Annotated in this window: 19 protein-coding genes; 8 read left to right on the top strand and 11 right to left on the bottom strand. The window is 42.8% G+C overall.

Going from position 1 to position 25,844, the window contains the following annotated elements; translation table 11 throughout:
• The first annotated feature begins 161 nt into the window (after positions 1–161).
• Positions 162–2,774, top strand: a complete 2,613-nt coding sequence (clpB, locus tag BFP97_RS13120; RefSeq protein WP_069842856.1) for an ATP-dependent chaperone ClpB — start codon at positions 162–164, stop codon at positions 2,772–2,774.
• Between the two features lie 161 nt (positions 2,775–2,935).
• Positions 2,936–4,042 carry a Fic family protein gene (locus tag BFP97_RS13115; RefSeq protein WP_069842855.1) on the top strand — a complete coding sequence of 369 codons (1,107 nt, stop codon included), beginning with the start codon at positions 2,936–2,938 and terminating at the stop codon, positions 4,040–4,042.
• Positions 4,043–4,150: 108 nt separating this feature from the next.
• On the opposite strand, the gene BFP97_RS13110 is transcribed toward BFP97_RS13115, so the two are convergent.
• From BFP97_RS13110 to BFP97_RS13100, 3 genes are read right to left on the bottom strand one after another with little or no spacing between them, the layout of a single operon-like run.
• Positions 4,151–5,173 carry a hypothetical protein gene (locus BFP97_RS13110; RefSeq protein WP_139135300.1) on the bottom strand — a complete coding sequence of 341 codons (1,023 nt, stop codon included), beginning with the start codon at positions 5,171–5,173 and terminating at the stop codon, positions 4,151–4,153.
• 8 nt (positions 5,174–5,181) lie between these two features.
• Positions 5,182–6,987: a M61 family metallopeptidase gene (locus BFP97_RS13105; RefSeq protein ID WP_069844310.1), complete on the bottom strand. Its 1,806-nt coding sequence runs from the start codon at positions 6,985–6,987 to the stop codon at positions 5,182–5,184.
• 5 nt (positions 6,988–6,992) lie between these two features.
• Positions 6,993–7,511, bottom strand: coding sequence for a RidA family protein (locus tag BFP97_RS13100; protein ID WP_069842853.1), 519 nt, complete (start codon positions 7,509–7,511; stop codon positions 6,993–6,995).
• 103 nt (positions 7,512–7,614) lie between these two features.
• On the opposite strand from BFP97_RS13100, the gene BFP97_RS13095 reads away from it, so the two are divergent.
• From BFP97_RS13095 to BFP97_RS13075, 5 genes are all read left to right on the top strand, one after another.
• A complete protein-coding gene (locus tag BFP97_RS13095) occupies positions 7,615–10,734 on the top strand; it encodes a VPS10 domain-containing protein (RefSeq protein WP_069844309.1) in 3,120 nt (1,039 codons plus the stop codon).
• Positions 10,735–11,214 carry a MarR family winged helix-turn-helix transcriptional regulator gene (locus BFP97_RS13090; protein WP_069842852.1) on the top strand — a complete coding sequence of 160 codons (480 nt, stop codon included), beginning with the start codon at positions 10,735–10,737 and terminating at the stop codon, positions 11,212–11,214.
• Positions 11,215–11,292: 78 nt separating this feature from the next.
• Positions 11,293–12,237: a S41 family peptidase gene (locus BFP97_RS13085; RefSeq protein ID WP_083262551.1), complete on the top strand. Its 945-nt coding sequence runs from the start codon at positions 11,293–11,295 to the stop codon at positions 12,235–12,237.
• A 74-nt stretch (positions 12,238–12,311) separates the two neighbouring features.
• A complete protein-coding gene (locus BFP97_RS13080; RefSeq protein ID WP_069842851.1) occupies positions 12,312–14,693 on the top strand; it encodes an ABC transporter permease in 2,382 nt (793 codons plus the stop codon).
• A 169-nt stretch (positions 14,694–14,862) separates the two neighbouring features.
• Complete coding sequence (locus BFP97_RS13075) at positions 14,863–16,917, top strand: carboxy terminal-processing peptidase (RefSeq protein WP_255399454.1); 2,055 nt, start codon at positions 14,863–14,865, stop codon at positions 16,915–16,917.
• Between the two features lie 63 nt (positions 16,918–16,980).
• On the opposite strand, the gene BFP97_RS13070 is transcribed toward BFP97_RS13075, so the two are convergent.
• From BFP97_RS13070 to BFP97_RS13050, 5 genes are all read right to left on the bottom strand, one after another.
• On the bottom strand, positions 16,981–17,919 hold the full coding sequence (locus tag BFP97_RS13070) for a tetratricopeptide repeat protein (protein ID WP_069842850.1): 939 nt from the start codon (positions 17,917–17,919) through the stop codon (positions 16,981–16,983).
• Between the two features lies 1 nt (position 17,920).
• Positions 17,921–19,504 carry an amidohydrolase family protein gene (locus BFP97_RS13065; RefSeq protein ID WP_069842849.1) on the bottom strand — a complete coding sequence of 528 codons (1,584 nt, stop codon included), beginning with the start codon at positions 19,502–19,504 and terminating at the stop codon, positions 17,921–17,923.
• Between the two features lie 72 nt (positions 19,505–19,576).
• Positions 19,577–19,933, bottom strand: coding sequence for a hypothetical protein (locus BFP97_RS13060; protein WP_069842848.1), 357 nt, complete (start codon positions 19,931–19,933; stop codon positions 19,577–19,579).
• A gap of 100 nt (positions 19,934–20,033) precedes the next feature.
• On the bottom strand, positions 20,034–22,625 hold the full coding sequence (locus BFP97_RS13055) for an ABC transporter permease (protein WP_069842847.1): 2,592 nt from the start codon (positions 22,623–22,625) through the stop codon (positions 20,034–20,036).
• A complete protein-coding gene (locus tag BFP97_RS13050; protein ID WP_069842846.1) occupies positions 22,618–23,316 on the bottom strand; it encodes an ABC transporter ATP-binding protein in 699 nt (232 codons plus the stop codon). Before BFP97_RS13050 ends, BFP97_RS13055 begins: the two co-directional genes overlap by 8 nt.
• Before the next feature lie 71 nt (positions 23,317–23,387).
• Between BFP97_RS13050 and BFP97_RS13045 the strand changes: the two genes are divergently transcribed.
• Complete coding sequence (locus BFP97_RS13045) at positions 23,388–24,035, top strand: arylesterase (RefSeq protein ID WP_069842845.1); 648 nt, start codon at positions 23,388–23,390, stop codon at positions 24,033–24,035.
• Here the strand turns inward: BFP97_RS13045 and BFP97_RS13040 are convergent.
• From BFP97_RS13040 to BFP97_RS13030, 3 genes are read right to left on the bottom strand one after another with little or no spacing between them, the layout of a single operon-like run.
• Complete coding sequence (locus tag BFP97_RS13040; protein WP_083262550.1) at positions 24,032–24,793, bottom strand: carboxypeptidase-like regulatory domain-containing protein; 762 nt, start codon at positions 24,791–24,793, stop codon at positions 24,032–24,034. The genes BFP97_RS13045 and BFP97_RS13040 overlap by 4 nt on opposite strands.
• Before the next feature lie 51 nt (positions 24,794–24,844).
• Complete coding sequence (locus BFP97_RS13035; protein WP_069842843.1) at positions 24,845–25,234, bottom strand: hypothetical protein; 390 nt, start codon at positions 25,232–25,234, stop codon at positions 24,845–24,847.
• Positions 25,231–25,821: an RNA polymerase sigma factor gene (locus BFP97_RS13030; protein WP_069842842.1), complete on the bottom strand. Its 591-nt coding sequence runs from the start codon at positions 25,819–25,821 to the stop codon at positions 25,231–25,233. Before BFP97_RS13030 ends, BFP97_RS13035 begins: the two co-directional genes overlap by 4 nt.
• Positions 25,822–25,844 lie beyond the last annotated feature (23 nt).

Here is a 25,844-nt window from a genome sequence, read left to right as displayed (position 1 = left end):
AATACGAAATAATTGACCAATTCTGATACTGTCGTGACAGAATGGCTGTATTTGTGAATTTTGAAGCAAAAATCCAGCCATAATTGCCGGTTTTAGGCCTTGGAGTATTGTTTGTTGATGAGCGGTAGATTGTGGGTAAAACACCCTGATTTTAATGAGATATGGATTTCAAAAAATATACTATCAAGTCGCAGGAAGCTATTCAAAAAGCGGCCGAGATCGCAGGTGCTAATCAGCAGCAAGCGATCGAACCAGGTCACCTTTTGAAGGCTATCCTTTTATCAGATGAGAATGTGATGTCTTTTCTGATAAAGAAGTTGGGAATGAATAGGGCACAACTTGATACCAAGTTGGAAGAGGTAGTAGCCGGTTATCCAAAAGCAAGTGGGCAACAACCCTACTTGTCAAATGATGCGCACAAAGCATTGACCAAGGCATTAGACTATTTAAAAGAGTTTAAAGATGAGTTTGTAGCAGTTGAACATATTGTATTGGGCTTGCTGGCAGGAAAAGAGAAGACTGCTTCCTTAATGAAGGAAGTGGGTTTTGCCAAAAAAGAACTCATTGAGGCGATAAAAGAACTAAGAGGAGGAAATAGCGTGACAGACCAAAATGCTGAGTCAAAGTATCAATCGCTCGAGCGCTACTCGAAAAACCTGAATGAGTTAGCTAAGGCGGGAAAGATTGACCCTGTGATTGGCCGGGATGAGGAAATCAGAAGAGTGCTTCAAATTCTTTCCAGAAGGACGAAGAACAATCCTATGTTGATCGGTGAGCCTGGCGTTGGTAAAACAGCAATCGTGGAGGGTATGGCACAGCGTATTGTAGATGGCGATGTGCCAGAAAACCTCAAAACAAAGACACTCATATCACTTGATATGGGGCTTCTGGTTGCCGGTGCAAAATATAAAGGCGAATTCGAAGAAAGGCTAAAAGCGGTCATCAAAGAGGTGCAGGATTCTGATGGAGAGATCGTCCTCTTTATCGATGAGATCCACACCCTGATTGGTGCTGGTGGTGGAGAAGGAGCCATGGATGCAGCCAACTTATTGAAACCTGCTTTGGCGAGGGGGGAACTCCATGCAATCGGGGCTACTACGCTCAAAGAATATCAAAAGCATATCGAGAAAGATAAAGCCTTAGAACGAAGGTTCCAGACCGTGACGGTGGATGAACCTACTCAGGAAGATGCAATCTCTATTCTTCGTGGAATCAAAGAAAAGTATGAGGTACACCACGGTGTGCGTATTCAGGATGACGCTGTAATTTCTGCAGTTGAGCTTTCAAGCATGTATATCTCCGATCGTTTTTTACCGGATAAGGCCATTGACCTGATGGATGAGGCAGCTTCCAAACTTAGAATCGAGATTGATTCCCTTCCTCAAGAGTTGGATGAGTTGAATCGTAAGATCATGCAGTTGGAAATTGAGCGAGAGGCAATTCGTAGGGAGAAAAACAAGGATAAAGAATCCGTCTTGTCTAAGGAGATTGCCGAACTATCCGAGAAGCGAGACGGCTTGAAAGGTAAGTGGGAGAATGAGAAAGCGGTGATCACCGGTATTCGCGAAGAGAAGGAGAACATCGATAAGTATAAGATGGAGGCTGAAAAAGCCGAACGCGAGGGTGATTTTGGGCTTGTTGCGGAGATCAGGTACGGTAAGATCACCGAAGCGGAGCAAAAACTGGAAGAGCTTAAGCTTAAGATGAAGGAAATGCAAGGCGGATCCACTTTGCTGAAAGAAGAGGTTGATGCTGAAGATATCGGTGAAGTAGTTGCCAAATGGACAGGAATTCCGGTATCTAAAATGCTGCAATCCGAAAGAGAAAAGCTTCTTCACCTTGAGGAAGAGCTTGGCAAGAGAGTAGCAGGGCAAGGCGAGGCAATTGCTGCGCTTTCGGATGCTGTTCGCAGGAGTAGGGCCGGTTTGCAAGACCCCAAAAGACCGATTGGCTCATTTATTTTCCTAGGAACAACAGGTGTGGGTAAAACAGAGTTGGCGAAAGCTTTGGCCGAATACCTTTTCAATGATGAGAATAATATGGTCCGCATTGATATGTCCGAGTATCAAGAAAGACATGCGGTAAGCCGACTGATCGGTGCGCCTCCGGGTTATGTAGGTTATGATGAAGGTGGACAGTTGACTGAAGCGGTGCGGAGAAAACCTTATTCGGTGGTACTACTGGATGAAATTGAAAAAGCGCATCCTGATGCCTTCAACATCTTACTTCAGGTACTGGATGATGGTCGACTCACAGATAATAAAGGTCGTATTGCCAATTTCAAGAACACCATCATCATCATGACGACCAATATTGGTTCGCACTTGATTCAAGAGAATTTTGAGAAGATCAATGAGGAAAATGTGCTGGATTTAATTGATGATACCAAAAATCAGGTATTTGATCTGTTGAAGAAGTCGGTGAGGCCAGAGTTCTTAAACAGGATTGATGAGACCATCATGTTTATGCCATTGAGTAAGGATAACATCCGACAAATTGTAGCGATACAGTTTGGTTTGATTCAAAAGCAGTTGAAAGAGAATGGTATCGAGATTGAAGCCACCAATGATGTACTCGACTATCTCGGGGAGATTGGTTACGATCCGCAATTTGGAGCTAGACCATTGAAGAGAGTGATTCAAAGGAAGGTACTCAATGAGTTATCTAAGCAGATTCTCTCAGGAGCTATTAGCAAAGACTCAGTAGTGAGTATAGAGCTTAATGCCGAGAAGGAGGTTGAGTTTGTGAATATTGAAAAAGTAGAGGAGGTTTAGACTCCTCTCCAAAGAGTAAAAGCACCGCTTGAACTTAAAAATTCAGTGGTGCTTTTTTGTTTGTGCGGAGAATAGAAGATATAATCTCTGCTAATTATGCGGAGATTATATTTGACGTGCGGAGAATAATTTTTACATTTACCGCATAATATGCGGAGAATATGCGGTACATTCATCAACTAAAAGGTTGGCCAAATTTTACTTGGGATAAGGCTCAGGTACTAGAAAGGCTGGTTCAGGTAAGGAACAAGCAAGGGTACCTTTTGGGTAAGATGGAAGGGCTTGGTTTTACTCTGAAAATAGAGGCTGGCCTAAACACACTGATATCTGATGTGACTAAGTCGAGTGAGATAGAAGGTGAATTCCTAGATCATGATCAGGTACGTTCGTCAGTGGCCAGAAAGCTAGGGCTTGAAATAGCCGGCCTTGTTCCCTCTGATAGGCATGTAGATGGTGTGGTTGAGATGACCCTGGATGCCACTCGAAATCATGAAAAGAGACTTACAAAGCAGAGGTTGTTGAGTTGGCACAAACTTTTATTTCCAACTGGCAAGTCTGGAGGGGTTCCGATAGTTGTTGGTAGGTGGCGAGATAATTCACCAAATGATCCGATGCAAGTGGTTTCTGGTCCGTTGGGTAAGGAAAGGGTACACTTTGAAGCTCCTGCTTCAAACTTGCTTGAAGCCGAAATGTCCAATTTCTTGGATTGGTTTAATAAACCAAGTTCATACGATCCTGTTTTGAAAGCCGCTGTCGCTCATTTATGGTTTGTCACGATCCATCCATTTGACGATGGCAATGGAAGAATAGCCAGGGCAGTTGGCGATATGTTACTGGCTAGGGCTGATGCCAGTAGCCAAAGGTTCTATAGCTTATCAACAGAGATCAGAAACCAGCGGCAGCAGTATTATGATGTTTTGGAACAAACCCAAAAAGGCGATTTGAACATCACTGAATGGCTAATGTGGTTTATCAACTGTCTGGAGAAAGCCGTGGAGGCGAGTGAGCAACTATTGCAGACAACTGTGCAGAAAGCTAAGTTTTGGGAGAACCATGCGAGTACACCGTTTAATGAAAGGCAGTCAAAGATGGTGAACAAGCTTTTCGATGGCTTCTTTGGTAAACTCACATCCTCTAAGTGGGCTAAAATGTGTAAGTGTTCTCAAGATACTGCGGGTAGAGATATCAATGACCTTTTGAAGAAGCAAGTTTTAGTAAAATCAACAGAGGGAGGAAGAAGCACCAGTTATCAGCTGAACCTGTCCTAAAACTTGATGGCTATTGTCATAGAAAAGAACGGTCCGATCGCTCAAAGCGGCCGGACCGTTTATTAATTTGTAAGGTACATTCTGCCTTGCCCCTGAGCTTAGACATCTTTATTGGGGTGTCTTGCCTATAATCTTAGTTAACTCTATAATTCCAGGTGAGCTAGTCTGACTCTTTTCATTTAAGAAACCAGTCGATTGATTATTCTCATAAATCGATTTAGCAATTTGAATCATAAGAGTGTTTCTTGAGTTCTCATCATCCGATGAAATCGATTCAGAGAATAGCTTGTATGAATTAAGTGCGTTCTGTCGGTGTATATTCAATACCTGCTGATGTTTTGAAATACTATATTGTTTTGCCGAAAATGTAAGGAGGTATATTTCAAGGCTAAAAATCAATAGTTTCACTATTGCATTGCTAATGCTGTATCGGATTAGAGAGTCAAACTCGTTAGTTATCTCAGTTGGAAGAACATCGTATCTTACGAAGATAAAAATTGTAGCAATAAGTATTATCAAAGAGCCAATGCCTACTTTCATCCAGAGACTGGCCCTTTTTCCGTTTTTAGTTACCTCAGTCTCGAATACTTTGGCATAATCAGAGACTGTACTTTCACTTAGCTTCTTCTCAAATTCACTATAGATCCCATCAAACCGCTTTTTTTGAGATTCCGCATCTTTGACAATTGACATTATACTCTGCTCATACTTCTTTGTGTTGAGCGGAGCATCCTTTTGGTAGCCTTTAGTTACTGCAATAAACTCCAAAAGTCGAGTCTGACTTGAATTTCCAAGTTCAAATGATTCACGATGAAAATTTCGAATATTCTGTAAAGCATTTTTCTTGTTTCTAACTATGTCGTCCTCATTTGATCCTTCGTGTTTATCTTCTATTGAATCAATTAATGAAAGAAACCGATCAAAGATTTGTGTTATTTTTAATACAAGATCAGCAGGAAATCTGTCTTCAACTTTTAAAAGATTTTCCTCTAGCATTATTAATGACTCATACAACTCAGCCAACTTGGATTGGGCTTCTTGTAATTGTCGTTCATCGAGAAATTTGTTCCATTCTAATTTTGATAAATCTATAGAGCTGATTCTTTTTTCTGGATATGTGTATTTATTCATAAGCAAATCTATTTTTCTTTCAACCAATCCTCTCGTCTCTTTTGGGCGGCTGATGAAGCATCAGCATTCCATGAACTGCGTCTATTTTGATTTTCACCCAAGACTGCGACCTTATTCATTTTTTGTCCCCAACGATCAACGCCTATTTCTATCCGGTCTCCTGGCTTATATTGGGTAAGAATTTCCTGAATATTGATTCTTCCTTCCACATCTTCCATCCGTTTCCCTGCAATGCTCACGATCTTATCTTCACGTTCAATTCCTGCCTCGTAAAGTGGGGAACCGACAAGGGCATTGCTTGTTAATCTAGCCGTTCCGTCTACCATTCTTAGGTTAGCGCCCAGCGAAATCTGCCCTGCGTTGGGATTTTCGAAGTTTACACCCATTTGCTGAAATAGGGCTTCGTAGTCCGGCATTTGACTGTCAAAGATGTATTTACCAAAGAACTCCTTGGCAAAGTCTTCTCCCGCATATTCTCCTAGTCTAGCTTGTAAATCACGAACGCTATAGGGGATCTCTGGCTTACCATGCGTTTTCCAGACATGTTGCATGTACCCATCAAGGCTTTTTCCATTATCCATGGTGCGCAATGACATATCAAGTGCTAGACCAATCACCGAACCATAAGTATAATATGATATGAAAATGTTGCTGTTGTTGGTCGGGTCTATAGACGCAGCGGCATCGACAAATGGAGCACGGTAACTCATCTCAATCGGGTTGAAGTACTTTCTACCTGGCGCATTCATGACATAGCTCACAGCACCACCAAGTCCGTTCACATATTGCTCTTTAGTGATGTTTCCTGAGCGTGCTCGAATCAAATTGGTGTAGTAACTGGTAAAGCCTTCGGCAAACCAAAGCTCTCCACTCATATTGGCATCTTCAAAATTGAAGGGTTCTAGCGAAGCAGGTCTGATTCTCTCTACATTCCAGGCATGGAAAAACTCATGTGAAATGGTACCCATGGATGTATTGCCCAATGGACGATCAGCAGACTTTCCACTTACAACATAGGTTGAGTTTCTATGCTCCATACCATCACCACTAGCATTCGGAACATAGCATGACAAGAAAGTATACTCCCCAAAATCGAATTTGGGTAGCTCGCCAAAAACAGCCGCTTGCTGTTCTACGATTTTCACTACTTCTTCGAAGTACGTATCCACTTCTTCATCGCTTGCAGGTGTATGAAGCGCAAGTCGAATGTTTTGTCCATCAATCATTCGCTCTCTTAGGTGGAAATCAGCGATCTCTGTAGGACTGTCCATGAAATAGTAAGTGTCAGGAGCGTAGTAGGTGTCATCTCCCATGTCCTTCATCTGTGTTGCCACCTTCCAATTTGAACCTTCTGGGAGGTTATACTTCACCGTTACAGGCCTATGTCCAAGGTCTCTGGCCCATACGAAGGTAGCCGGGATATTGAAGTGGGCGTGGGTTTCATCGACACCGGAGTAGGTTCCACCGGCTCTATTGGCGTAGAGTGTGTATTCGAAATTTACAGTGCCATCATGGTCCGCAATGTTCCACTGGCTGGGGTCAGATCGGGTAACGGTTAGTGCATTGCCTTTGCTATCAGTTGCCTTAACGGCATATACGTTTTTGGCAAATTCATGTACTGCATATCGTCCGGGAGAACTTCTGCTCATTCGAACCTCCAAGACTTTGTTTTCAAGGTTTGAGAATTTCACTTTAATATGAGCTTCATGATGAACTCGATTGTCAAAGGAGACCTCGTATTCATTGTGAGTTTGCGCCTGTATGCTAAAAGTCACCAGACTGATTAGGGCTAAAAATGTTGATTTGAGTTTCATAGGGTTCAAGGATAAACTGCTCTAACTTCTATTTCTATAAATTTATTTGGGTCAACCAAGGTGTACACACCAATAGTCGATCGGGCTACTTTATTCGGGTTTTCTTCGTTGCCGAAGTATTCGCCATAGGCTTTGAACCAGGCTTGAAAATCTGGTTTATTATCGTTCTCAGGATCAGGTGCCACATAAACTTTCATGGCAATCACATCCTTTAAACTTAGGCCTTCTTCGCCCAGATAACTTTGGATTCTCTTTAATGCGCTCACACTTTGATCATAAGTATCACCAAAACGACCGCGATCACCTGCTGGTTTACTCGCATCCTTTTCGGTAGCGACAATGCCACTGGCAAAATACATACTTTTACCTGCAGGTACTTTCGCACCCTTAAGAATGGAGGAACCTTCCCGCTCGAATCGAGTCACTGCTTCCTGATCGTGATTGTCATCATCATGCGCTTCTTCACAAGAGAAGACTACGACCAAAGAAAACATCAGTAAGTATAAAAAAGCCCTTTGTTTCATAAGAATCACTGTTTGTTCGAATATACAAAATCACCTATCAAAATGGCGTTGGTTTTTACTGACGGCAATGACTATCTTGAGACACAACCTTAAACCAAAATCCATGAAAGTGCTACGTTCTTTATTGCTAGCAGGCCTAATCCTATTGATTTCCTTACCAGAGACTTTCGCACAAAGGCGAAAACGCAAGTCTCAAGAACCTCAAGGTGTTTCATACGATACCGCATTATACAACGCCATGGAATTCCGTTTGGTAGGACCCTTTCGTGGTGGCAGAGCGACTGCCGTGGCAGGTGTGGTGCAAGATCCCATGACCTATTATATGGGCGCTACCGGAGGAGTTTGGAAGACGGATGATGCAGGTGACAGCTGGTTTAATGTTTCCGATGGTTTTTTCAATACGGCATCGGTTGGGGCCATCGCTGTAGCCGAATCTGATCCGAACGTAGTCTATGTTGGGATGGGCGAAGCACCCGTTCGTGGTGTGATGACCTCGCACGGTGACGGTGTCTATAAGTCAACGGATGCGGGAAAAACATGGAGTCATATTGGGCTCGAAAAAACAAGACAGATTTCAAAGATTGTAGTACATCCTGACAACCCAGATGTTGTGATTGTAGGGGCTCAGGGAAGTCCTTATGGAGCCACAGAAGACAGAGGTATTTATCGCTCTGAAGATGGTGGTGAAACTTGGACCAAGGTTCATTATGTAGATGAAAACTCTGGGATTAGTGATCTGAGCATGGATATGACCAACCCGAGGATAATCTATGCTGCCTATTGGGATCATAGAAGGTATCCCTGGAAAGTTCAAAGTGGAGGACCAGGTAGCGGCATTTGGAAATCAGTTGATGGCGGACTGACTTGGAAGAAATTGTCAAAAGGGCTTCCAAAAGGAGTAATGGGGAAAATTGGGATATCTGTCTCAAGAGCCAACCCCAATAAAGTATGGGCCATCATCGAGGCCGATAAAGGCGGTCTTTATCGATCCGATAATGGTGGAAAAAATTGGAGACTGATCAACCCCGATCGTCTCTTAAGAGCGCGCTCATGGTACTATATGCATATTCAGGCACATCCGACTGATGAGGAGAGTGTATTTATAATGAATGCGCCTTTGGTACAATCCACTGACAACGGAAAGACCTTTGTGAATCTGGGAACACCTCATGGCGACAACCATCAGGTTTGGGTCAACCCAGAGCATCCGCAGTATATGATTAATGCCAACGATGGAGGGGCGAATGTCTCGATCAATGGAGGCAAGGACTGGTCAAGGCAAGACAATCAGCCGACCGCACAATTCTATCGCGTCAATGCCGATATGCAATTTCCTTATCGCATCTATGGTGGGCAGCAAGACAATAGTTCAGTATCCATCGCGTCACGGGTGAATGGTGGTGGCATTAGCAATAATGACTTCTTTCCAGTAGGAGGTTGCGAAAGCGCCTACTCAGCTTTCGATCCTAAAGATCCCAAATATGTCTACTCTGGGTGCTATCAAGGTATCATAGATGAATGGAACTCCAAGACTAAGCAGACTAAGGATGTGATGGCTTACCCATTCCAAGGCCTGGGTACCAACCCGAGAGATGTTAAATATCGCTTTAATTGGAATGCGCCAATCATTGCTTCCAAGCATGATCCTTCTGTAATCTACCATGCCGGAAATAAGCTGCTGAAGACTTCTAATAGAGGAATTACCTGGGAAGAAATCAGTCCTGATTTGACCAGAAATGATAGCACTAAGATCAACTGGGGTGGTGGACCTATTACCAACGAAGGAGCTGGTGGAGAAATCTATCATGCTATTTATTATGTGGCTGAGTCACCTCATACGCCAGATGTGATTTACACTGGTGCCGATGATGGCATGCTGCACATTACCAAAGATGGTGGCGCCAACTGGACGGAGATCACGATTCCGAACACTGGCGATGGCATGATCAACCAGATAGAGGTTTCTCCACACGATCCAGGAACCGTGTATGTGGCTTTCAATAAGTACAAGTTCAATGATTTTACACCACATATTTTTAAGTCGACTGATTATGGGCAAACTTGGAATAGAATGGTCAATGGAATAGGTGATGAAGCACACGTCAGAGTTGTGCGAGAGGACCCTAAACAAAAAGACTTATTATTTGCAGGCACTGAATTGGGACTTTATGTTTCGTTGGATGGAGGTGTGAAATGGAATAAGTTCCAAAGAAACTTGCCTATCGTGCCGATCACAGATTTGATGGTGCATGGCAATGATCTCATCATCGCTACGCAGGGCCGAGCGTTTTGGGTAATGGATGATTTGAATCCACTTTATGAACTGAGCGAAGCAGCGAACGCAGATTTTTATGTCTATGAGCCAGAAGATGCCATTCGTGATAATGCCTTCAGAACAGGTAATAGATCCGTAGGTCAGAACCCATACCCAGGATTCTCAATCATGTATTATATCAAAGAAAATGTCGATTCATTAGATATGAGCATAGAATTCAAAAATGCTCAAGGCGATGTAGTGAGATCGTTCTCGACAGATTCAAAAGAACGACAGGAGAAGATCACTAAGAAATCGGGGATGAACCGTTTCAACTGGAACCTGTCAAAAACCAACTTCAAGGGAGTTGATGGTGTCTTTGTAGGGCTAGGTGCTGGTGGGCATCGTGTAGCACCTGGAGATTACACCGTTACATTTACCTACGGAGATACCGTTGTGGAGAAGGAGGTTACCATCAATCCAGACCCGAGATGGGAAGCTAATGAAAGTGATTACGCAGAACAACAGTCTTATCTAGAGGCAGTTAGAAGTATGATTGAAAACCTTCAGGAAAAGGCCAATGACATTCGATCGATTAGGTCGCAGATCAATGATTTGAAAGCAAGGATTTCTAAGGATGACTACGCTTCGGTACACGAAAAGGCCGATGAAGTACTGGAAATGATTAATGCATCAGAAGCAGAAATGGTGCAACCTAAGCAAAAGACTTTTCAAGATGTGATCAATTTTGAAAATAAACTTGAGGTACAATTATTGCATATATATGGCACAATTGATGGCATAGAACCACCGATCACCAACGGGCAGAAGAAGCGTGTACAGGATATGATTGGAAAATATGACACTGTCATGGAGCAAGCAGAGGCCATTGAAAAAGGCTTGGAAGATTTGACGGAATTGATCCGCACAGAAAGAGTGCCTTTTATAGCACCTAAAAAGAAGAATTAATTGGAAAGAAATATCATAGAGGAATTAGGTAGCCTGGCACTGGCTACCCGTCTCAAAAACTTAAGTGAGCGATTGGCGCGTGACGTGGCACAGGTTTACAAAGAATCTGCTTTTGACTTCGAACCGCGATGGTTTGCCATGATATATGCCCTCAAGGAAGGGGAAGAGTTGGCTGTCACGGAGCTTTCTGCTATGCTAAAACAAACACATCCTGCCGTCAATCAAGTCGCTAATGTATTGGTTGAGAAAGGACTGGCAGAAGAGCGGAAAGACTTTTCCGATCAACGTAAGCGACTACTTAAACTTTCCAGCAAAGGCCAGCAATTGGTTAAGAAAATGACGGCTATCTGGGAAAGGATCAAATCTGCGAATGACGAATTGCTCAATGAAGCTTCTGGAGATCTTCTTTCTACGCTGGATAAAGTAGAGTCCGCCTTAGACCAGCAATCCATGTACGAACGCGTTAATGCAAAGGCATAAGCTTATTTAGTGTTAATGATTGTTATTTCTTCAACTTCATCGTATCATTAACGTAAGCACTTACGTAAAATACTTTTTATGAAGAAGGTCTTATTACTTTTTGTGCTGATTGCATCTACCTTGAAAGTCTCTGGTCAAGATTTTGACAAGGAGAAAATCGTCAATCGGCTAGCAGATATTATGAATCGCAACTATGTATTTCCTGATAAAGGAAAGGAGATGCATGACCTCATTAAAGGCAAACTAAAGCGAAACGAGTACAGTGCCTATGAAGATGAAGCATCCTTTGCTCAGGCTTTGGAAGATGATTTAAGGTCAGTGATTTATGATAAGCACATTCGGGTAACCAATAATAGCCAAAGAGCTGAGGCCATTAGAAATAGAGACTTTGGTCCTGGACCGAGGTCCAACGGTAAGTTCGGCTTTGAGGAAGTCAAAATACTGGAAGGGAATATCGGGTATCTCGATTTAAGAGGCTTCTCTGATATTGGACAAGCGGAAGATGTTGCCAAGCCAGCCATGGATAAACTTATAAAGTCCGATGCGATCATTTTTGATTTGAGGAGAAATGGTGGAGGGTCTCCCAGTATGATTCGCTTTATTTCCAGTTATCTGTTTGGTGATGAACCCGAACACCTGAATACATTCTACTGGCGCCCGTCAGACAGCTATTCCGAAACCTGGACTGATCCGAAGATGGCTAGTCAAACCAAGCCCAATATTCCAATCTATGTGCTCACGAGCAATTATACTTTTTCCGCGGCAGAGGAATTTACTTACAATCTCAAAAACATGGAAAGGGCAACGATCATTGGTGAGACCACTGGAGGTGGAGCACACCCTGGAGGACCTTCCATAATTCATGGTGACTTCATTGTGAACGTACCAAGAGGTAGGGCCATTAACCCTATTACCAAAACCAACTGGGAAGGGGTAGGTATCAAACCTCACATCGAGCTGCCTAAAGAAGATGCCTTGAAGAAGGCCCTAGAATTAGCAAGAAAAGCCATTGCCTCGAAGTAACGTGTAACCATTTGCCTAAGTCTAAGTCATATAAATCATTGTCGTCTTCGATTCAACTTTTTTAAAATCAGGTCATGTTTAAAAATTATCTCAAAATAGCTTTCAGAAGCCTACTCAAAAGTAAGGGCACTTCAGTAATCAATATCCTCGGTCTATCTATCGGAATGGCTTGCGGAATCATCATCTTTCTCTTTGTTCAGAATGAACTTAGTTATGATCGGTTCCACGCTAAGTCGGACGATATTTTTCGAGTGCTCACTATTGACGAAGCCCTCGGAGTAAGTAGTAATCTCGTAGGTATCACGCTTCCAGCGCTGGGTCCTGCAATGGAGAATGATTTTCCTGAGGTGGAAAAAAGAGTTCGAATGATTCCCCAGGGAAGGCAACTCATCAACTACGAACAGCAAGGCTTCTATACTGAGCACTTTGCATACGCAGAGCCTTCTCTCTTCGAAGTATTCGATTTCAAATTGATCGATGGTGATACTGAAAAAGCGCTCACAGAACCGAATACAGTCATTTTCACCGAGTCAATGGCGGCCAAGACCTTTGGAAGCGAAAACCCGATCGGCAAGCGAATCGACATTGGGAATCAGGCAGGAATCGAAGTGGTAGGTATTATGGCCGATGTGCCCGATAATTCTCACTTAAACTTTGATGTTATCGTCTCGATGCAACAAGCCGATACAACTTCGGGCTTTGCGCAATTCCTTAGATCGTGGCAAAGTATCAGTATGGTGACCTATGTGGAACTAGCAGATAAGGAAAGCGAAGTCAATGTCGAAACCAAGATGGAAGACCTCATTCGTGCGAATAATGTGGGAGACAATTTCAAGGTGACACTGCAGCCTTTAAAGGACGTCCATCTTAATTCTAGCGGTATTCTGTTTGAGAACTATAACCTCAATAAGACGGATATCGGTTATGTATATACATTGGCAGCAGTCGGTTTGTTTGTTATCCTGATCGCTTCGTTCAACTTTATGAATTTATCCACTGCCCGATCGGCCAATCGAGCGCAGGAAGTAGGTGTTAGAAAAGTATTTGGAGCCATCAGGCGTCAATTGATCAACCAGTTCATGATAGAATCAGTGGTCCTTTGCTTGGTTTCCTTCGTGTTATCCATTGGCTTTGTCGGATTGACCAGCACCTTGATCAACCTGCCTATTGAGGAAAATTTAGCGGTGTACTTTCTTAGTCATTTTGAGTGGGCACTTGGTGCGATTGGCTTCGTACTCTTGTTGGGACTTTTTTCAGGAAGCTATCCGGCTTTGTTGCTCTCAGGCTTCAACCCGATCAGCATTTTGAGGGGCTCTTTTAAAACGAGTTCTAAAGGCGTCCTGCTGAGAAAATCATTGGTAATTTTTCAGTTTACCATTTCAATTTCCATGATCATTGGTACAGCAATAGTCTATGATCAATTGCAGCATCAACGTAATATAGACAAGGGTTTTGACCCAGAGCAGGTGGTTACATTGAACGTAGGGCATCCAAGTTTGCAGCAAGCGATGCCTGTGCTCATCAACAAACTGGAGCAAAATCCAGATATCATCAAGACGGCTCGAACAGGTGGAATGCCAGGAAGGACTTTTGGTAGAAGAGGAGTCAGACCAGAAGGCGTTCCGCAGGAAGACACCTGGATTATATCTGTCCTAAATTTCGATGAAAATTTCATGGAGCTGATGGACATGGAAATAGTGGATGGCCGTGGTTATGACAGAGAGATGCAAACCGATCAACAACAAGGTCTTCTCATTAATGAGGCCATGGTCAAAGAATTGACTTGGGAAGATCCTGTTGGCAGAAAGATCACTTTCGGTCAGCAAGAGAGAACTGTGATCGGGGTAGTGAAAGATTTCCATTTTGCCAATATGCGTCATAAAATTGAGCCATTGGCGATGTTCTTTAATCCAAACGGAGGCGGAAATCTGGCTGTGAAATTTGCATCTGCCAATGTCAGCGAAACCATGGATTTCATTCAGGCTTCATGGGATGAGGTATTCCCGAATAGTCCTTTAGAATACCGCTTTTTTGACGAGGAGTTCGGCCAGCAATATGCTTCTGATGAACGCTTCGGTAAACTTGTTTTCAGCTTTACCTGGTTAGCAATATTCATTGCCTGTCTAGGCCTTTTTGGACTATCAGCATTTACAGCGGAGCAAAAGACCAAGGAAATTGGCGTACGCAAAGTTTTAGGCGCTAGCATATCTGGCATTGTGCTTTTACTCTCGAAACAATTCTCCCAGTTAATTGGAGTGGCCGTTATACTGGCCGTACCTGTGGCTTACTATCTAATGAGTTCGTGGCTAAGTGATTTTGAATATAGGGTTGAAATCAACTGGATTTGGTTCATAGTTTCAGCTTTGGCAGCAATAATGATTGCGCTATTGACGGTGACCTTTCAATCTGTCAAAGCGGCTACCATCAATCCGGCAAAATCCTTACGCTACGAGTGATTTTTGCATTTTTTAACATTCATATGAGCATAAGTTGAAACTAGTATGACCACTTATGGTATTATACTTGTAGTTCCTATGTTACGTCTCCGTTAGGTTTGGGTGATTTTCACTACATTTAAATCCTTTTTTCGGAAAACGTTTAAGATAAAAACGCGTTGAAATGAAGATGATGAGAAAGATATTATGGCTTCCATTGGCAATTCTGTTTACAGGACCGCTTTTGGCAGCAGAGAGGGATTCTAGCCAAGTTTTACAACCCACAGCGGCACATTTAAAAGAGGCTAGGATAATCGTACAGATTTTAGATTACTTCCACTACCGTGAAACTGATCTGGATGACTCTCTTTCATCTGTCATCTTCAATAACTTCATTGAGTCCTTGGATGGTAATAAGAATTACTTCTTGGAAAGTGACATCAGATCATTTGAGAAGTACCGCTATCAATTGGATGACAAACTCAAGAATGGAGACTTAGTACCCGCTTTTTACATTTTCAATATCTATAAAAAGCGGCTCGATGCTAGATTAGACTACGCCTTGAATCATGTCGGTGACAAGTTTGACTATACGAAAAATGAGTCCCTGACCTTCGACCGTGAAAAAGAGCCTTATGCATCGAATAATGCCGAATTGGACGAGGTTTGGAGAAAGACAATCAAGAACCAGGCCCTTGGACTAAAATTGAGTGGTTCTGAAGATGAAAAAATCAAAGAAGTGCTAACAAAGCGTTATGAGAGATTCAAGAGCAATGTTGCCAAATATAATAGCAATGATGTCTTTGAAATGTTCATGAATTCGGTCACTGAAGCTTTTGACCCCCACACTAATTATTTTACGCCTCTTAATGCCGAAGACTTTCAAATGCAAAGCAGAAAGTCTCTCGAAGGTATTGGTGCTACACTACAGCAAGACAATGACTTTACAAAAATCACTGACTTGAGAGCAGGGGGACCAGCTTTTCTAAGCGGCCAGGTAGATAAAGAAGATAGAGTTATAGGTGTGGCTCAAGGAGCTGAAGGCGAAATGATCGATGTTATTGGATGGAGATCTGATGAAGTTGCTGGCCAAATCAGAGGTCCAAAAGGTACCTTGGTAAGGCTAAAATTGTTGCCTGCCGGGGCAAGTCCGGGAGGAGAAACCAAAGAAGTTTCTTTGGTAAGAGATAAGATTAAGCTCGATGAGGCCAGAGCCAAAAGTGAAGTGGTTCAATACACTGAGAACGGTACAGACTATACGATCGGAGTTATTACCGTGCCTGATTTCTACTTAGATCCAGATGGCTATGACAAAGGCGGTGAGGATTATACTAGTACAACCAACGATGTTAGACGCCTAGTTAAAGAACTAGAGAAGCAAGAGGTAGATGGCATTATGCTGGACCTTAGAAACAATGGAGGAGGAGCATTGGTAGAAGCCATTAGCTTGACTGGATTGTTCTTACCAGGAGGCACTGTTGTTCAAGTGAAAGACAGTCGTGGACAGATTCAGAAGTATGACGATGATAATCGAAATGTGACTTATGATGGTCCAATGAATGTCATGATCAACCGATTCTCTGCTTCAGCTTCTGAGATCTTTGCAGGAGCAATTCAGGATTACAAGCGGGGTGTTGTTGTTGGTGAGCAAACTTATGGCAAAGGCACTGTTCAGAATGTGAGAGGACTTAAAGAGTTTTTGAGACAACCAGACGAAGAAGAGTTGGGCCTTTTGAAATTTACAATTGCGAAGTTCTATAGAGTGACGGGTAGCAGTACTCAACATAGAGGAGTGACTCCTGATATTGAATATCCTTCTGTATACAGCGCTCAGGAATTTGGTGAAAGTTCTAAGCCGAGTGCATTGCCATGGGATAAAATTGCAGCAGCTCCATTTAAGCCAATGGATTACGTAGATGGAAATATGCTGTCTATGTTGAAGACACGTCACGATGAAAGATTAAAAAAGGATCAGTCATTATTAGATCTTCAATATGATATTGATGAGTTAAAGAAGAACAGATCTCGAAAAGAGGTCTCGTTGAACTATGCTCAGCGAAAGAAAGAACAGGATGATCGTCAGAAGAAGAGAGATGCTCGTGTGAAGATAGGGGCTTCACTTTCTGAACTTGAGGCAAACAAAGTTCAAGACAGATCGTTAGATGATATGAAAGATGCTTATTTGAAAGAGAGCATTAAACTCTTAGCTGACCAGATTCAAGCTGGGAAGAAAAGAAGAGGATAAAATTAAAACTCATGAAAAGGGCTCCAATTCGGAGCCCTTTTTTTATGTCTATGATTTCTGGTTTTACCTTAAGTTAGCAAAGTCAACCTCTGATGCTATATAGCCAAAGGCCGACCAAGAACTCCCATTAAGTACATTCTGAAAGATTTCTCGTGCTTTAGTAGTGTCATTTTGATACAAGTACCAATTTCCCACACCGTAACCCTGAGTAGCTAAGCTAAGTGCCACGTCATCTCCAGTAGCCTGCAATAAGTCATCAGGGGAGGCCTTGCCTTTGTACATCATAAGCCTTTTCAGATAGCTATCATTCTCTATGATCTCCATGGTGCCATCTATAGTAGTCAGTAACTGTGCTGCCTCATCTTCCTTACCTTGTCTTCTCAAAGTCATGTAGAGCCAATCGGTGGTGGCAACAATAAGATCAGGATTGTCGGAGTAGTCTAAGCACTCTTTATAAATGGCCTCAGCTTTTTCAAAATCACCTTTCAGATAATGGGCTAATCCATAGTGGTAAAGAATATTAAATTGGGTATTGGAAAGGGGGATATTCAACTTATTGGGTGACCCATCTGGTTCTATGTCCATTTGATCTTTTGGCATTAGCTCGTAGGCTTTCTCATAATCAGCGATGGCTTTATCAAACTGTCGGACGCTGATGTATCGATGACCTCTATGCCGATATAGTTTATGGGAGTTAGGATAAGCTGCGATGCCTTCAGTAAACACTGCAATAGCCTTCTTATAGTCGTACAGATAGGCATGCCTTCGCCCAAGCCAGATGGTGTTCATTTCTGTAGCCTCCTTATCGAAGTTTTCCTGAGCTTCAGCAAGGTTGTCATTTAATCGCTTCGCTTGTGCCTCGCTTCTTTCGGGTATGGTCAGATCCTTCCCGAGTAAAGAAGTTGCCTGCACGGAATCCGCAACATAGGTTTCATTTCCCTGCTTTTCGCCACAAGAAAGGCAGATGCAAAGTGCTAGTCCTAATACCAGTTGATGCTTCATATTACTTGTTGGTTAGTTTAAAGGTCATGCCATTTTTCTTCTCGTCAACCATTTTCTTGACGTCTTCTAAAAGCTTCTTGGCATCGTAAATGATCCCATCCTTGATGGTATATTTCACGCCACCCACCCTGATCACTTCATTGTTATCGTCTAACTGGATGGTTCCCGTTCCGTAAAGGACTTTTAGGTTCTGAAGTGGATTTTCTTCCACAATGGCGAAATCCGCATATTTACCCACTTCAATAGTGCCCAGCATATCGTCAGCACCAAGGGCTTCAGCACTATTGAGCGTAGCGGACATGATGACCTCCAGTGGGTGAAAGCCTGATTCACGGAGTAACTCTAGCTCTCGAATAAATCCGAAACCATAAAGCTGGTAGATGAATCCAGAATCAGATCCAGCGGTAACGCGCCCACCTCGGTTCTTGTATTCATTGACAAAGGTCATCCATAGCTTATAATTCTCTTTCCAGGCCACTTCTTGTTCAGTACCCCAAGAAAACCAATAAGAACCATGTGATCTGCGGCTTGGGCGATAGAAATCCCAAAGTGATGGCAAAGTGTACTGCTGATGCCATTCTGCTGTGTAGGCACGCATAAGATCTCGACTGGCTTCATAGATGTTGAACGTTGGATCAAGTGTAAAATCAAGGGCGATCAATTCATCCATCACCTTATTCCAGTGATCCGAGAATGGAGGAGCGGCTTGTTTCCACAATTGCCCTGCCTCACCAAAACGATCCTGCTCGTTTCGGTAGTTGTAATCAAGGCTATAATTCTGAACGCGCCTGTCAGTAAATAGTGCTTCAGGAAGTCCATACCAATGTTCCATGGAAGTGAGTCCCGCTCTTGCGGAATTCAATACATTCCATCGGACCACGTCCATTTGTGCATGATGCATCGCTGATCGCAGTCCCAGTTTCTTATTCTCTTCAAGTGCCGCTTGCATAATGTCAGGTGCTGCACCAAAGAATTTGATGCCATCAGCTCCATTTTTAGCATTATTTCTTACCCACTCTCGGGCCATTTCTGGTGAGGAGATAGGCTCTTTAGAGCCTTGCCCAAAGCCCGTATAAGCGAAAATTCTTGGAGCAGTAATCTGGTTTTTAGCACTCTTCTCTTTGTGTTCCAGTACCCACTTTAGTCCGTTTCCGGCTGAAGGGTCACGAATGGTAGTGATGCCATGTGCTAACCAAAGCTTGAATACATATTCTGATGGAGTCCCTTGTCCTGTACCTCCAATATGGCCATGCATATCGATAAGGCCAGGCAATACGTACATGCCTTCTGCATCCAATTCCTGATCTCCAGGATTAGCTTTAGGCCTATCTCGTTCCCTGATCGGCATGCCCGGATAGCCGACATTGAAAATTCCTTTGATAATGTTTTGCTCAATAACAATGTCTACCGGACCGGTAGGAGGGGCACCATTACCATTAATGAGTGTAGCACCTCTAATGATCAGTCGCTTGAAAGGTCCTTCTCCCTCTGATCTGGCTGGAGCCCTCTCGATTTGAGAAAATGCACTTGAAATGGGTAAAAGTATCAGGCAGATAAGCCCAATGAGGTAGGTTCTGGTTCGCATAAAAATAAAGGTTGACGAATCAAAAGATAGAGAATTCGTCAACCTTTAACAATATGCTTTATAGGAGCGATGTCAGCTCTTATCTCGCATGGTAAGGTTCAGATCGAAAGTGCCACCACCTTGACTCCACTTTCCTTCGAGTTTTCCATCTTTTAGAGTGCCTTCATATGACCCTCCTGCAGCAGTGATAGTAAACGTAAGTTTATCTTTTTCAAACTTTAGATTTTCCACAGGAATTTCTCCCGGTCCCTGATCTGGGCTTTCCATTGCCCCAGTGAGCTTTCCTTCATCGCTTCTTATGTGAACAACGAGTCTATAGGTTGCTCCTCCTGCTTCTAATTTACCATCCCAAATGCCAATTACTCTATTGTTTGGGTTGGATTGACCCATCAGGATCATTCCAAAAAAAATCGCTAATACTGCTTTCATAGGTATAATGTTAATTCCACTGCTAGTTTACTATAATTATGCTAAATGGCCCCTTCCCAAAGGTTAAATGGGGCATAACACGGTTGATCGTTTCATAATTCTACTGAATTTCATTCCTGAGTACCTCTAATGGAGGCTTACTTATAATTCCTCTACTATTCAGCAGGCCTATGATAATCGTGAGGCCAGTAATAATGACGTACACCAATACGATCGGTAGGAGATTAGGAACAAATGTCGAATCGAAAGAATAAAAGGCCAACCCCCAACTGCCCAGCATGGCTAGGAGAATTCCTGAAAGGGATGCGAGACTTCCTAGGAAGAAATACTCCAGGCTATTAATACTTAATATTTGTCTCCTACTGCCTCCCATGGTGCGTAAGAGGACGCTTTCTTTGATTCGCTGAAACTTGGATAGGATTACCGAGCTGATCAATACTAATAATCCCGTTATGATGCTAAATAGGGCCATAAAACGAATGACAAAGGCGATTTTGTCGAGAATATCATCCAACGTATTAAGAATTAGGCCAACATCAATGACCGAAACATTGGGATAATCCTTTACAATTTCTCTTTGAAAAAGTGCGCCTTCTTCGGTGCTCTTTACCCTTGTAATCAATACATGAAATTGAGGAGCTTGTTCCAAAACGCCTGTTGGGAAGAGGGCTAAAAAGTTGGTTTGAACACGCTGCCAATCAATTTCACGTGTACTGCCTAGTCTCGTGGCAACTGGAACCCCTTGAACGTCCCACACCAAAGTATCCATTAGTTCGAGGTTATTACGTTTTACGTAATCATCTTCGAGACTTACAAATGGCATATCTTCGAATTGCTTTTGAATGTGCTCAGGTGCATCTTTTGGAAATGTCAGTGACCCACTAACTAACTCCTCTGAATCAATTAGGCTATCGCGATACGTAACCCGCCATTCTCTCCTGAACATACCGCCTCGTAAGTTGATGGAGGTGTCTTCTAATGCCTGTTTATAAGTGATACCATTTACCGAACTCAGCCTCATGGTAACGATCGGTACGCTCTGTAATATGGGTAGACCTCTGGCCTTGGCTCTATCATTAATGGCATCTACCTGATGGCTTTGAATATCAAAGATCATCAGGTTAGGCCGATCATTATTCGTTGTTATTTCTACTTCGTTGATCAGAAGTGTTTGAATAAAGTAAAGCGTAGTAATCAAGGCTGTTCCTAAGCCAATCGATGAGATCAACACCAAGGTCTGGTTGTTGGGTCTATGGAGATTTGCCAGACTTTGTCTCCAAACATAACTCCAAGCATCGGGGAAGAACTTCTTCACCAACCACATGCTGATTTTCGCAATCAGTGCCAAAAAGCCAAAGGCCAAGCCGATGAATACTGTAAATACCAGGCTATCGTTTAGTGAGCCAATTTGTGTAAAGGCAAAACCGATGATGAATAGGAAAATGCATAAATAGATTATCCATTGTGCCCGGTCCAGCTTGAGTCTACCACCCTCTTGTATACCCCTGAGGGTAATGAGTGGAGAGGCCCTTCTGACCGAAATCAGTGGTGATAAAGCAAAGAGAATCGAGACAAACAAGCCAGTTAAGACACCTCCCAAGATAGAGGTCCATGACAAGGCTATGGTCACATCTACAGGTAGAAAATCTGCAAAGACTTTAGGCAATACAGTTTGGATGAATGTACCCGCAATGGCACCCAATATGGACCCAATCAGTCCAAGGAGTCCTATTTGAGTGAGATAGATATAGAAGGCATCGCGACCGCTTGCCCCCAGACATCTCAAAATCGCAACCAACCGAATTTTTTCCTTGATGTAAATGTGGACTGCACTAGCAACTCCCACACAACCCAGTAATAGGGCTACAAAGGCAACAAGGTTTAAGAAATCCGCCAGGTCTTCGAAGGTATCACCTGTTTCTTCTTTCCGTTCCCTAATGGTTTCGCTACTGATTTTGGCAGCACGCAATGAGTCACTATCTGTGCGAATCTGCTCGTCAATATCGAAGTCGCTGGGTGGATCATTAAACTTATAGAACCTTCGATAATAAACACGACTTCCCTTTTGGATCAATTCGGTATCATCCAAGTAGTCCATCGGAATGTATACTGCCGGAGCAACGAGTGTAGCGCCAATGGATTGGGAAGGAGAGCTAATCAATGATCCCTCAATCTTGAACATCACGCGACCTATTCTTATTGAATCACCCACCTGTACATTATACTGTACCATGACGCTTTGGTCTACCAAAGCCTTCGGGCTGCCATCGCGGAAAGTAGATTCGGCATCTACCGGCTCTGTCTCTATTTTGCCATAGTAGGGGAAACTTCCCTCGAGTGCTCTTACATCAACGAGCCTGCTTTCCTGATTTTTTGGAAAGAAAATCATCGAGGCAAAGCTGTTTTCATACGATACAGTATGATCCATCGCTTCGATCACAGGGTATCTGAAAGAGGAATCATTACTGGCCAGTTCCAAATCAGCGCCCAAGAGCTCGTTAGCTTGGCTGTTGATATCAGACTGAAGGTTATCGCTAAAGGAGTTGATCGCAACCAGTGCGGCTATGCCAATGACGATAGATGAAATGAACAGGAATAGACGAGATTTACTTTTGCGAGCATCCCTCCATGCCATAAGAAAGATCCAACGCCAAGCGACTTTTTGATCGGGTACCGATATCTTCTTATCCATTCTCAGCGACTAATTCATCTGTCCCATGCTGAACCATTCCTCCCTTGAGTCTTATGATGCGATCGGTTTTTCTAGCCAGATCTAAGTCATGTGTGACGAGTACAAGTGTAGTGCCTGACTCTCGGTTAAGCTCAAATAGTAAATGTTCAATTTTCTCCGAGGTCTCTTCGTCAAGGTTTCCCGTGGGTTCATCTGCAAAAAGGATCTCAGGATTGTTCGAAAAGGCGCGGGCAATGGAGATCCTTTGTTGTTCCCCTCCAGAAAGCTGCGTAGGATAATGATCATGTCTTTCGCCTAGTCCAACACGATCGAGAAGTTCTAAGGCTCTTTTCTTAATACCTTTTTCTCTGCGCAATTCCATGGGTACCATAATATTCTCCAAGGCGGTAAGGGTAGGTAGTAGCTGAAAGTTCTGAAAGACGAACCCGACATGCTGATTTCTAACATAGGCCCTTTCGTCCTCATTCAAATTATCCAGTGAGATGCCATTCAGTATGACAGAACCTGAAGTGGCGCGATCCAATCCGGCACAGAGACCCAGTAGGGTGGTTTTACCACTTCCTGATGATCCAACAATGCTGAGTTTATCACCACTTTGGATGCTAAAACTAATGTCAGAAAGTACCGTTAATGATTTTGTTCCGCTGGAGTATGTTTTGGTGAGGTTAGAAACCTCCAGAATATTTGACATATTCGAGATTCAAATGTTTGATATATTCAAGACGAATCTACTTGGTTTAGGTTCGTTTGACCAATTATTAAATGAAGATTAATACACAATTGTTCAAAGCAGGTGGAAGTATAGTGCTGGTCATAAGCTTGCTAAGCGCCTTGTATTCATTTTCCATTCAGGATGAAAAAAAGCGAATTGTCTTCTTTGGTGACAGCATTACAGCGGGTTATGGCCTTTCTACAGAACAGGCATTTCCAGCTTTAATTCAGAGTAAACTTGATAGTAGTAAAATGGACTATCAGGTAATCAATGCGGGTTTAAGCGGTGAAACTTCCGCTGGTGGCTTGAATAGAATTGATTGGATATTAAAGGCGAAACCTGACATTTTCGTTTTAGAATTAGGGGGTAATGACGGATTAAGAGGACTCAGTTTGGATGAGACCGAAAAGAACCTCACCATTATGATTCAAAAAGTAAGAACCCGGAATCCAGATGTGATACTATTTCTGTCGGGCATGCAAATTCCACCTAACTTGGGACAGGAGTACACCGAAAGGTTTAGAACACTATTTGCGAAAGTTGCGAAAGCCAATAACACTGAACTGATTCCATTTCTTTTAGACAAAGTAGGTGGGGAGCCAGAGCTCAACTTGCCAGATGGGATTCATCCCAATGTAGAAGGGCACCACATTGTCGCTGAAACTGTCTGGAAAAATTTGAAGAAATACCTCGACTAGCGCCTGAGAAAAGCCTGATACTTAATGAGGATTTTTTTGGTGATATCAAGTTCACTCCTTCCCAAGATCTCACCATCCAGGAAGTTGCAAAACTCCATAAACTCATCGATCACCCTATCGTCAATTCGAGTGACCCTTTTAACGAGCTTTTTGTTGAAGTACTTTTCCCGTTCCTTTTGTCTTTGGGTTTGAAAAGTCTCAGCCTCTTCCATTTTTCGAATGATCCTCGCTTGCTTTGGATTTTTACTGATCTCTTGAAAAATAGGTATGGACAGTAGCGTGACATCCCCACTTTCTTGAGGAACAAATTTGCTGGGAGGGCCAATGACCGGCATGCCAAGTACATTTACCCCTTTTACAGGAGGGTCAAGTGTGTCTAAAACCTTTCTCCGTAAATAGAAATTATCGGACATCTGATAAATTCTGAAATCGTCTAATGCCAATGCCTCCTCGGTCATTTCGATAGTTTTAACATAACCAGACACTCGCATTTCGCTAGTTACCAGAAAGGTGTAATCAGCATATCCCACAGAAGAAATTTTGATAGAATCGCCAATACTGACTGGTATCTCGAATTTACCATCAGCGCTTGAAGCGATGCCCTTGTTCTTATTGAGTACCAATACGCTGGCAAAAGCCATGGGTCTTTTCGAAGCAGAGTCGAGCAATTGACCTTTTAGATAAAAATCAGGTCGATTTTGTGCGTGGACTACGCCTGTCACAAGCAGTAACATGCATATGGTGAACAATCGCTTCATTAGTCAATTAATAAAACGAAAATCGGGGATAAAGTATTTGAAAGTAAGTGATTAACCCTTTTTAACCTTGGGCTCGTTTTGTTGCTCCAGAAATTTGTTGAAAACAAAGGCCATCCAAATGACAGCAACGGTAAGCAAAGAGATGTACTGATAAGTAGAACTCAAACCCAAATTAAGGGATATTTTGGGTGCCTCAAAGGTGTCTAATTGTTGGATCCCCAGGTCCATACCACCTGCTGCAAAGGCCAAATAGGCTAGAGGGCTCAATATCAAAAGAACAAATACGATTCTCACCCATATAGGGATGGGGAAGGTACTCCGTTTCTCTTCTTTTTTGATTTGCTCCAGAATATTTCTGTTGAAGCCCATAGAAGGTTCATCCATACCTTCATTTTGAAGGAGGGCTTTTAATTCTTTATCTGACAGATTAAACTCTTTCATAATAATGATCTAACCTCAGTGTCTAATAATTGCTCTAAAGCCTTCAAAAGACGTTTTCTGGAACGATGCAATCTAACTTTTACATTAGATAATTCCCAATTAGTGATTTCGCAGATTTCCTGAAGCGAATTCTCGTTTAGGTAAAACAGCGTGATCACTACCTGGTCTTCAGTTGACAGCAACTCTAAAGCCTCCTTTATATACCCCGATCGCTCGGACTTTTGTAATCGGTGCCATTCTTTGTCCGACTCGCTGTAGGAAGCCAGGTTTTCCTCTTGATGAAAGTCCAGATCGGTAGTCTGTAATTTCTTCTTGCGCAACCTTGTCAGCGCGGTATTATAAACGATGGTATAAAGCCAAGTTGAGAACTTTGAATTTCCTTCGAACTGATGAATGCTCTTGTATGCCTTCAGAAATGCATCTTGGGCAACTTCCTCTGCATCTTCCCGATTTTTCATCAGCTTCATGGCCAAGGTGAATGCCATAGCTTTATATTCATCAATGAGCACATTAAATGCAGCCATATCGCCCTCTTTGACCTTGGCGATAATTAACTCCATAGCGTATTGCTCATTTGTTTGCTTCATTATTTATTCGTTGGACTATGTCA

Source organism: Roseivirga sp. 4D4, from assembly GCF_001747095.1.
GTDB lineage: Bacteria > Bacteroidota > Bacteroidia > Cytophagales > Cyclobacteriaceae > Roseivirga.
The sequence above is the reverse complement of the archived record's forward strand: the minus strand, read 5'-3'. Positions and strand labels throughout refer to the sequence as shown.

What these genes read in the sequence shown, in the direction of transcription:
- clpB (WP_069842856.1), top strand. Translation starts at nt 162, where the DNA reads ATGGATTTCAAAAAATATACTATCAAGTCGCAGGAAGCTATTCAAAAA.
- BFP97_RS13115 (WP_069842855.1), top strand. Translation starts at nt 2,936, where the DNA reads ATGCGGTACATTCATCAACTAAAAGGTTGGCCAAATTTTACTTGGGAT.
- BFP97_RS13110 (WP_139135300.1), bottom strand. Translation starts at nt 5,173, where the DNA reads ATGAATAAATACACATATCCAGAAAAAAGAATCAGCTCTATAGATTTA.
- BFP97_RS13105 (WP_069844310.1), bottom strand. Translation starts at nt 6,987, where the DNA reads ATGAAACTCAAATCAACATTTTTAGCCCTAATCAGTCTGGTGACTTTT.
- BFP97_RS13100 (WP_069842853.1), bottom strand. Translation starts at nt 7,511, where the DNA reads ATGAAACAAAGGGCTTTTTTATACTTACTGATGTTTTCTTTGGTCGTA.
- BFP97_RS13095 (WP_069844309.1), top strand. Translation starts at nt 7,615, where the DNA reads ATGAAAGTGCTACGTTCTTTATTGCTAGCAGGCCTAATCCTATTGATT.
- BFP97_RS13085 (WP_083262551.1), top strand. Translation starts at nt 11,293, where the DNA reads ATGAAGAAGGTCTTATTACTTTTTGTGCTGATTGCATCTACCTTGAAA.
- BFP97_RS13080 (WP_069842851.1), top strand. Translation starts at nt 12,312, where the DNA reads ATGTTTAAAAATTATCTCAAAATAGCTTTCAGAAGCCTACTCAAAAGT.
- BFP97_RS13075 (WP_255399454.1), top strand. Translation starts at nt 14,863, where the DNA reads ATGATGAGAAAGATATTATGGCTTCCATTGGCAATTCTGTTTACAGGA.
- BFP97_RS13070 (WP_069842850.1), bottom strand. Translation starts at nt 17,919, where the DNA reads ATGAAGCATCAACTGGTATTAGGACTAGCACTTTGCATCTGCCTTTCT.
- BFP97_RS13065 (WP_069842849.1), bottom strand. Translation starts at nt 19,504, where the DNA reads ATGCGAACCAGAACCTACCTCATTGGGCTTATCTGCCTGATACTTTTA.
- BFP97_RS13060 (WP_069842848.1), bottom strand. Translation starts at nt 19,933, where the DNA reads ATGAAAGCAGTATTAGCGATTTTTTTTGGAATGATCCTGATGGGTCAA.
- BFP97_RS13055 (WP_069842847.1), bottom strand. Translation starts at nt 22,625, where the DNA reads ATGGATAAGAAGATATCGGTACCCGATCAAAAAGTCGCTTGGCGTTGG.
- BFP97_RS13050 (WP_069842846.1), bottom strand. Translation starts at nt 23,316, where the DNA reads ATGTCAAATATTCTGGAGGTTTCTAACCTCACCAAAACATACTCCAGC.
- BFP97_RS13045 (WP_069842845.1), top strand. Translation starts at nt 23,388, where the DNA reads ATGAAGATTAATACACAATTGTTCAAAGCAGGTGGAAGTATAGTGCTG.
- BFP97_RS13040 (WP_083262550.1), bottom strand. Translation starts at nt 24,793, where the DNA reads ATGAAGCGATTGTTCACCATATGCATGTTACTGCTTGTGACAGGCGTA.
- BFP97_RS13035 (WP_069842843.1), bottom strand. Translation starts at nt 25,234, where the DNA reads ATGAAAGAGTTTAATCTGTCAGATAAAGAATTAAAAGCCCTCCTTCAA.
- BFP97_RS13030 (WP_069842842.1), bottom strand. Translation starts at nt 25,821, where the DNA reads ATGAAGCAAACAAATGAGCAATACGCTATGGAGTTAATTATCGCCAAG.